Raw genomic sequence first — 8,461 nt, forward strand, 5'->3', positions numbered from 1 at the left:
ATTACCCCTGAAAAAAGCTATAAAATCTAACATTCATTTAATTAGCTTCTATTATTCTCCCGAAATTAAGCTTAAAAAAAATTACTATTTCTAAATAGAATTAATTCCTAATGGATAAGTTATTATTTATTAATTGGCTAAAAAATCCTTTTTAATTACTTTAGAAGTATAATTTAAGCTTATGTTAAAACTCCGCCTTTTTGTACTTATACTATCTAGTATTTTTTTTAATGCGCATTCTCAAAAACAGCTTACGCTAGAAGCTATATGGGGTGGTAAGTTTAGAGCTGAGTACTTAGAAGAAATACATCATTTAAAAAACGGAAAAGAATATAGCACCTTAACTTTTGATCGTGCCAACAACGAAACAAAAATAGAAGCTTATAATTACCTAAATCCAACGCAACATCATACGCTTCTTTCTTCCGAAACGCTTGAAATTTCTGATTTTGACAGCTATGAATTTAGCCCCAATGAAACTAAAGTACTTCTTGGCACCAAAATTAAAAGACGCTACCGCTATTCTAGTTCGGGGATATTTTATGTTTATGACTTTCAAGCTAAAACATTAAAAGCCATTTCGGATAACGCTATTATTTCACCTGTTTTTTCGCCAGACGGAAATAAAATAGCTTATGTTTTTAATAATAACCTATTCATTAAACACCTAGCCTCTGGCAAGCTTATTCAGGTGACCACAGATGGTAAAAAAAACACTATTATTAATGGTTTGTCCGATTGGGTGTACGAAGAGGAATTCGAATTAGTCACTGCATTTGCTTGGAATAGTACTAGTGACCAACTTGCTTATTTTAAATTCGACGAATCTAAGGTACCACAATATAGCATGATGCTTTACAAAAATGATAACTATCCCGAAACTGAAACTTTTAAATACCCCAAAGCAGGTGAAACCAATAGTCAACTAAGCGCGCATGTTTACAATAGTATTACCACTAAAACAGCAAAAATTGATCTTTCTAATTTTGAATCCTATTACCTCCCAAGATTACAATGGACGAATGATCCGACTCAACTATGTATCCAAACGTTGAATAGGCATCAAAATAAATTTTCAATACTTAGTGTAAACACAAAAAACAAAAAAGTAAAAACCCTTTATACAGAAACAGATAAGGCTTATGTGGATATTACTAACAACTTAACTTTTTTAAAAGACAATAGCTTTCTACTAACTAGTGAAAAGGAAAGTTACAATCATATATTTCATTACAATAACAAAGGAAAACTTATTCAACAAGTTACCAATGGAAATTGGGATGTGACTCATTTTTATGGCATAGATCGTACTGAAAAAAGGATTTTCTATCAAAGCACCGAAAACAATAACATTGAACGCCAAATATTTTCTGTAAATAAAAAAGGAACTAATAAAAAACAGCTTACCAGTTCCAACGGTGTACATAATGCCGATTTTAGTGCTGATTATTCGTTGTTTATTGATACTTTTTCCAATACTACTACGCCTTATCAATTTTCGGTTGTAAATACTACTGACTCAAAAAAAAGTATTTCTCTAAAGAACAACAAAAAACTAAGCACCACTGTTACTGACTATCATTTTACCAAAAAGGAATTTAACACTATCTCCCTTAATGGAGAAGACTTAAATTCATGGATACTCAAACCCAAAGATTTTGATGCTTCTAAAAAGTATCCTGTATTACTATTTCAATATTCGGGTCCGGGTTCGCAAATGGTTAAAAACTCATGGAATAGTTACAATGATCTATGGCACCACCTACTTACTCAAAAAGGATATATTGTAGCTTGTATTGACGGAAGAGGTACTGGCTTTAAAGGTGGTAAATTTAAAAAATCTACCCAATTACAATTAGGAAAACTAGAAGCCCAAGACCAAATTGATTTTGCCAAACACTTAGCTAAACAGCCTTATGTTGATGCTTCCAGAATTGGTATTTGGGGATGGAGTTTTGGTGGTTTTACAGCACTAAATGCGATTCTTAAAGGGAATACTATTTTTAAAACTGCCATTTCGGTAGCTCCTGTAACGCATTGGAAATATTATGATACCATTTACACCGAACGTTTTTTAACAACGCCACAAGAAAACAGTTCTGGCTACAATGATAATTCCCCACTAAGCCATGCCGACAAATTAAAAGGTAATTTGCTACTTGTTCATGGATCTGCAGATGATAATGTGCATTTACAAAACACCTTGCAAATGGCTAGTGAATTAACTAAAGCTAATAAGGCATTTGATATGGCAATTTATCCCGATAAAAATCATGGGATTTATGGAGGAAATACACGTTTACATTTATATACTAAAATGACTAATTTTCTATTAGAGCATTTGTAATATTTACAAACAAAAAAGCGATCTAATTAATTCTAGATCGCTTTTTTTACTTTTATTAATTGTTTATAGTTTCTATTCTTTTACAAAAACTTCACTTTTAAACATTTTACTATTATTTAAGTCATAAACACATATAATATAACTCCCTTGACTTAAGTTACTCACATTAATCGGGGTATTTTCATAAGCATCAATTTGCGTTACAACTTTCCCATAAAAATCAACTATTTTAATTTCTTTACCCAAATGATTTCCTAAAAGGAATAAATTATCTGTAACTGGGTTAGGATAAACAACTAAAGCATTAGTAGCATCCTCTCCTTCTATTATACTTTTATTCCCAGTTGTTCCTGTTGTGTACGTAAGTTTTAACTTTGGTCCATTTGCTAAAGTATTTTCTTTGGATGCAAAAGAAACATCATTACCAGAATTTTGTCTTAGAATAAAAGTAACATAATCCTTTTTATTAATCCCCGATAATTTGATATTCACTTTTTTACCTATACCAAAATTCCCTTTAACACTCCCTACTTTTTTTATGTTATTAGGCACATTAGTATTGCTAAGGTCATTTTCCATCCAGCCTTTATCTGTTCCTTGATACACATCGATTACGCCGTTACCTGTATCACCATGAACTGTAAGTTCAAGATTTCCATTTTTAATGTTCCCTTTAACTTTTCTTAAATCAAACTTTAAATAAGTAATACGTCGATTCGATTCAGTTCTTAGGGATGCTGTATTGTATCGTGTACCTCCTTGTAAATAAGCATCGTGAATTGGAGCTAAATTTACCGTTTTTGAAACGTTTGAAAGTTCTCCTACTTTCTTTAAAATAATTTTATCTAAATTCCATTGCCATAAATTTGTTCCCGAAGCCAACACTTTTATTTCATGATTCCCTTTAGTCAAGTTAATGTTAGCTTTGGATTTCAACGTTACAAACTTGCTCCAAGACCCATTATTTTTAACATTATCGGTAGTTACTAAACGATTATTTAAAAATAATTTTATTTGGGCATTATTCGATGGTGATGCTATCACATAAGTAATTTCATAAACACCCGCATCTGCTACCGAAAGCCTATACGTTGCAGCATCACCAGCGTTTACGTAATTAATTCCATTTTTTGTCTTATTCACTCCAAAACCAGCACCTCCTGTTGGAGTATCATTGTATGTACCTGTTGTTTTTGCAAAGTTTTCCGCCTCAATAATTAAATTATTTTTGGACACAGCAGGTGTAGGTACTTTAGCAACTGGCGAAGCATTACTAGGGGCTGCTACTTTTCCTTTTTTTGTAGATCTTTGCCCTATCAATACCACCGAACTAATATTTCCTCCTCCATCGGGAAATGAAACTTTTATGGTATTCTTATTTTTAGTTAACAATGCACTTTTAAACGGTATTTCGACCATACCAAACCAACGATCTCTTTCTTTTTGATCATCTCCTTTCCAATCCTGAGGTGTTTCAATAAGTGTTCCATTGATGACTACTTTCGGTTTTTTAGAAGCTTTATTTTCTCTTCCAAAACTAACTCTTAATTTAGAAATTCCTTTCCCATTATCGGTCAATATATTATCAAAACGATAGGTATATTCCTCATTAGCCTTAATTGTCCTTAAAACATTAGATTTATTTTTATTTCTGGTAGGATAATATACATTTTCACGTGTAGTATACTTACTATTAGGCGCTTTATTTAAATTTAATACCAAAAGCGTAGTTCCATCCTTTCGTACCGAAATTTTATTAGGTAAACTATTAGCTTTAGTGATATTTAATTTTGGAATACCATTGTTATCTGTAAAAAAAGATCGAGTGGTTACAGAAGATACATTAGTATTTTGTAAAAAATCTAATTGAATACTTCTGTTAGCTCCATCCATATTATGAATCGCTACATAAGCCTTTGATTTATCCACAAAAACTTGAGCTAAAATATCTGGATCATTGGTTTCTGCAATTACCCTATGCCCTGTAACATCTTTCCATAATTCATAAAACTTTCGAAGATGCGTATACGTGTAATTTCCATTTTTTAGTCTTGGTAACAACGCCCAAGGATAAGGGTGATTATTAGGATTATTATTTACATCATAAAACCAATTTGATTTGGATACTATAAAAGGTACTGCTTTTAACAATCTATCTGGTTTTTCGAATAATTGCATTAACATGGCGTTAATGGATTGTATAATTTCACCATCTCTAGATTCCGTATACGGAGAAACCACACCTTGACTATTTCGTATCCAAGGCCTTTCTGTTCTACCAAATTCAGATATTAAATGTGGTTTTACTTCACCAAATTTATCTTGACTATAGGCTTCAATTAAATCAAGTATAGCTTCCATATTACTCCCTTGCCTACGTTGATCACTCCCTACAATATTGGCGCCATCATAAATATGAGTTGCGTAAAAATCCATGCTATTATTTGTAATATCCATAAATTTTTTCTGATTCACATTCCAGTGCCTGAACATGGGATTACCTGCTTCCATTTGCGGAAAAGCTGAAGAATACCCACCAACTAATGTTTCTGGTAACACCTTATGCAAATGATCGGCCATTGCTTTGTGAAGTTCTGACATTTGGGCAACTACCTGACTGGTGTTTTTTCCAAAATCTCTTGCATGAACAAAAGGTTCATTCATGATTTCGTAATACTTTGGAATCACGCCGTTAAAAGCTGACTTTATATAATTTTCAGCAAACTTTGCCGCTTTTTTATAATCTCCATTAGGTAGAAATATCTCTTTTGGAGCATCAACTAAAATTACGTCTGAAGTTTTTCTTTTATTGAACTCGGCAATTCCTACCCTATTCATCCAAGCATTTCGAATACTTTGCCCTCCTGTTTTTCCTACGGAAGCATTAGGATAGCTCGAAACTTTTCCATTTTTACGTATTGTTTTTCTCCCTGGACCGCTTGCTGCCCTTGCTCTACCTACATCGAGGTTGTCTAAAATTTCTTTACTAATGTTATTAGAGTTAAATTCATTACTGAAATAAGACTCATGCATATTAAAATAGCGTGTCCTATCTAAGTTCGAAATATTCCCGATAAATCGTTTATTCTCTAAATCAATAGTTACTTTTTTGGGATTTTGAGCTTTCAGGCCGGTTGTTACAGCCAAGGAAACAAAAAATGTGTTGAAAATAATTTGTTTGTACTTCATTTATTATGTGGTTTGTTCGGTTTTGTTAATGCGAACAAAACTAATTACAAAACACAGCTGTGTTTTTTTCCATGCTGCTTTTCGATTAATGGCATTAAAAAGAAGCTTACAGGTACTAAAATAGGCTTTTGGTAAGATCAAAATAGGCAAAAGTCTAAATAACAGCCTTGATTTGATTCATACGATTGTGCAGAAAGTCCAATAGTGGAACTAATAAAAATTATGCTGACTAGTTCGAGTATTTTATCGTAGCCATAGCGGTGAGAAAATGTATCGAGAACTCGTCTATCGGAATCGGAAAACACTATAAGCCCCGCTGTGACTGTAAGGAACAAGTGAATTAGTAATAACACTCGCCGATAGGCGTATCACTTGGTTATTTATCGTCGTAATGTCCTCGTGCAGCGATAATAGTAACAGTAACTATATCATCATCAATAGTATAAATTAAGCGATGCTTTCTGTCAATACGTCTAGACCATTGCCCATGGCGATCACCTTTGAGTTGTTCTACACGACCTGTTCCTTCTCTAGGATGCTGCATAAGTTCTAGTAAGAGTTGCTCTATTTTATTGATACTAGTTTTACCGCCAGTTTTCTTTAAAAAAGCAATATCTTTTTTGGCTTGAACCGTAATATCTAAGGTGTACATCAAAGATTCTCTAAAAAGTTTTTAAGATCTTTTGCTGAACTTATTTTATCGCTAATTTGATCTTTATGCTCCATAGCTTTTTTTACGATTTCTACATTACGTTTATCTGCCCAAAATGGATCGCCACTAGGGCTAAACTCATAAGGATCACACCTGTATTCTAAAGGAATTTCAACAAGCATATCATCTTCTGTGACAGGCACTAACTTATAAGCCCTATTTTTAGAACGTTTTACTATAACTTGTTTTTTATCATCGACCATATCAAAATATTTCTTTTGATTGTCCCTAAATTCACGACTAGATATTATTTCCATAATTGCAAAAATGTACCATTAATGGTACAAATATACTAAATTGAGATCTCTTTTATCGTAAGGGATAACACTTTTCTATTTACAGGGTTAAATCAGCATCCGTTTTTGACATAGAGCTATAAGCCAACTATCTGACTTAAATAAACACCCTGACTAGTTTGAGTATTTTATCGTAGCATAGCGGAGGAAAAATGTATCGAGAACTCGTTTATCGGAATCGGAAAACAATTATCGATACTATTTGCTTCATTTCATTACGCAAATCACTCGAAGAGATGCTAGACAGTCCACATCTTAAAACCTCGTCATTAAGATATTATTTCCTTGACCAAATCCACTTAAAAAATAACAAAAAGAATACACCGATTAAAAGAGAAATAATGCCTGTAAATAATGAATTTTTTCGTGATATAATTTTATTATTATCTATAATAAGTTCTTTAATGTTATTGTTTGTATACTTAACTTTTATATTTAAAAGTTCTTTTTCATTTTTTGTATAAAATAATGCTTCAGTATCTGACAATAATGCTTTAAGCGTATCTTTTTCCAAAACTAATTGCAAGCAATTAGTTTGTATTATTTCTTTTCCACAGCTTTTTTTTAAAAACATATATTTAGGCAAACCCGAAAAAGATTGGGTTTCATTTACTAAATGGTTATAAATACCAATACAACCAAATAAAATGGGTATACCAACAAAAGTAGAAAGCAATAAAAACAATGAAAATATATTTCGCTCAGACAAATTCATTACTGTAAAACTTCTTTTTTAAAAATATATAAAGTCTTATTATTATCTAATATATATAATTTATCTTCCTTCAATTGAGGTGCTTTTGTATAAAACGCAGTAGATTGAGACCTTTGACAACAAATTATTTCCATTGTATCTAAATCTATAACTCCAAAATAATTAGAAAAAGCTCCCAATCGCTTAGAAGCTATAAATGTTAACTTGTTATAATATAAATTACTTTCTCTAAAGTACCATTCTTCTTTATTTTCATAATCATTAAAATCTCTGACAACTGAAATTTCTTTTTTCTTTAAATCTAATCTCAACAAATAATTATTAAAAAAAAGAAATACACAACCTCTTCTTCCATCAAAATTCCAACTAAGACTTCGTAATTTATTTAAACTGCATCCTTCATATTCATCTAAAGATAAATTACCAAATATATTATTTACACGCCATAATTCTTTTCCAGAATATATATCTATTCCTACAATTATAAAATTAGGTAGATGTAGTATGATTTGTTCATCAAAAACTCCAATAACATGTAATACTTTCAGATCTATAACCCACTCTATAGGTTCCTTCAATTTTTTGAAAAAGAATTGTGTCGCATTTAAGCCTACAACACCTAAAACATATTCATTACTTATGAATGATTTTTTTAAATCATATTCAGATTCATAAATCACATCCTCAGTTCTTAAATCTAATAAAATTGAATTAGCATTTTCGTTAGTATCATAAACACTACCTAGACACAAATTATAAAACGAATTTTCAAAATCAAACTCTTTAAAGTTCTTTAAATTATTTTCTTTTAACGAAAACACATAAGGTTTACTTTCATAATCACTAAAGTAAATTTCATCATCAGAAACAATACATATTGGATTTATTCTTCTTTTTCCTTCTTTCAAAGGAATTCTTACTAAATCCTTGAAATTATTTATATCATCCTTTGAAAAAACTATAACCAAACTCTTGATCAGAAAGAAATCGTCAATGTTTTTAACTTTATCAAAAAATTTATACATCACTATTTTACTTTTATAAAATCATAGATAGAGCTTTCTATGTCATTTATTGACCTCTTATAATCTTTTATTTTTTGTACTCCACTATTATTAAACCAATTAGAATCCCGATAGCGCGGATTTGCACCTTAAATCCGTAGGTCTATAGGATAAAACAACCGCAAACTCTTTATTGAT

General features: G+C 31.3%; 6 protein-coding genes. 1 reads left to right on the forward strand and 5 read right to left on the reverse strand.

Translation table 11 applies throughout. The annotated features are described in order from the left end of the window. The first annotated feature begins 181 nt into the window (after positions 1-181). On the forward strand, positions 182-2,347 hold the full coding sequence (locus tag KQA_RS0213535) for a S9 family peptidase (protein WP_010181952.1): 2,166 nt from the start codon (positions 182-184) through the stop codon (positions 2,345-2,347). Positions 2,348-2,419: 72 nt separating this feature from the next. Here KQA_RS0213535 and KQA_RS0213540 read toward each other — a convergent pair whose 3' ends face one another. The 5 genes from KQA_RS0213540 to KQA_RS0213560 all read right to left on the reverse strand — a co-directional run bounded on the left by KQA_RS0213540 (position 2,420) and on the right by KQA_RS0213560 (position 8,284). Continuing rightward, positions 2,420-5,536, reverse strand: coding sequence for a carbohydrate-binding protein (locus tag KQA_RS0213540; protein WP_010181953.1), 3,117 nt, complete (start codon positions 5,534-5,536; stop codon positions 2,420-2,422). 376 nt (positions 5,537-5,912) lie between these two features. Further along, positions 5,913-6,188, reverse strand: a complete 276-nt coding sequence (locus KQA_RS0213545; protein WP_010181954.1) for a Txe/YoeB family addiction module toxin — start codon at positions 6,186-6,188, stop codon at positions 5,913-5,915. After that, entirely contained in the window at positions 6,188-6,505 is a 318-nt protein-coding gene (locus tag KQA_RS20340; protein WP_010181955.1) for a hypothetical protein, read from the reverse strand. Before KQA_RS20340 ends, KQA_RS0213545 begins: the two co-directional genes overlap by 1 nt. Before the next feature lie 316 nt (positions 6,506-6,821). Beyond that, complete coding sequence (locus KQA_RS0213555; RefSeq protein WP_157366706.1) at positions 6,822-7,118, reverse strand: hypothetical protein; 297 nt, start codon at positions 7,116-7,118, stop codon at positions 6,822-6,824. Between the two features lie 140 nt (positions 7,119-7,258). Further along, complete coding sequence (locus tag KQA_RS0213560) at positions 7,259-8,284, reverse strand: hypothetical protein (RefSeq protein WP_010181957.1); 1,026 nt, start codon at positions 8,282-8,284, stop codon at positions 7,259-7,261. Between the last annotated feature and the right edge of the window lie 177 nt (positions 8,285-8,461).

Origin of the sequence: Aquimarina agarilytica ZC1, from assembly GCF_000255455.1 — a bacterium.
Taxonomy (GTDB): Bacteria; Bacteroidota; Bacteroidia; order Flavobacteriales; family Flavobacteriaceae; genus Aquimarina; species Aquimarina agarilytica.

What these genes read in the sequence shown, in the direction of transcription:
- KQA_RS0213535 (WP_010181952.1), top strand. Translation starts at nt 182, where the DNA reads ATGTTAAAACTCCGCCTTTTTGTACTTATACTATCTAGTATTTTTTTT.
- KQA_RS0213540 (WP_010181953.1), bottom strand. Translation starts at nt 5,536, where the DNA reads ATGAAGTACAAACAAATTATTTTCAACACATTTTTTGTTTCCTTGGCT.
- KQA_RS0213545 (WP_010181954.1), bottom strand. Translation starts at nt 6,188, where the DNA reads ATGTACACCTTAGATATTACGGTTCAAGCCAAAAAAGATATTGCTTTT.
- KQA_RS20340 (WP_010181955.1), bottom strand. Translation starts at nt 6,505, where the DNA reads ATGGAAATAATATCTAGTCGTGAATTTAGGGACAATCAAAAGAAATAT.
- KQA_RS0213555 (WP_157366706.1), bottom strand. Translation starts at nt 7,118, where the DNA reads ATGTTTTTAAAAAAAAGCTGTGGAAAAGAAATAATACAAACTAATTGC.
- KQA_RS0213560 (WP_010181957.1), bottom strand. Translation starts at nt 8,284, where the DNA reads ATGTATAAATTTTTTGATAAAGTTAAAAACATTGACGATTTCTTTCTG.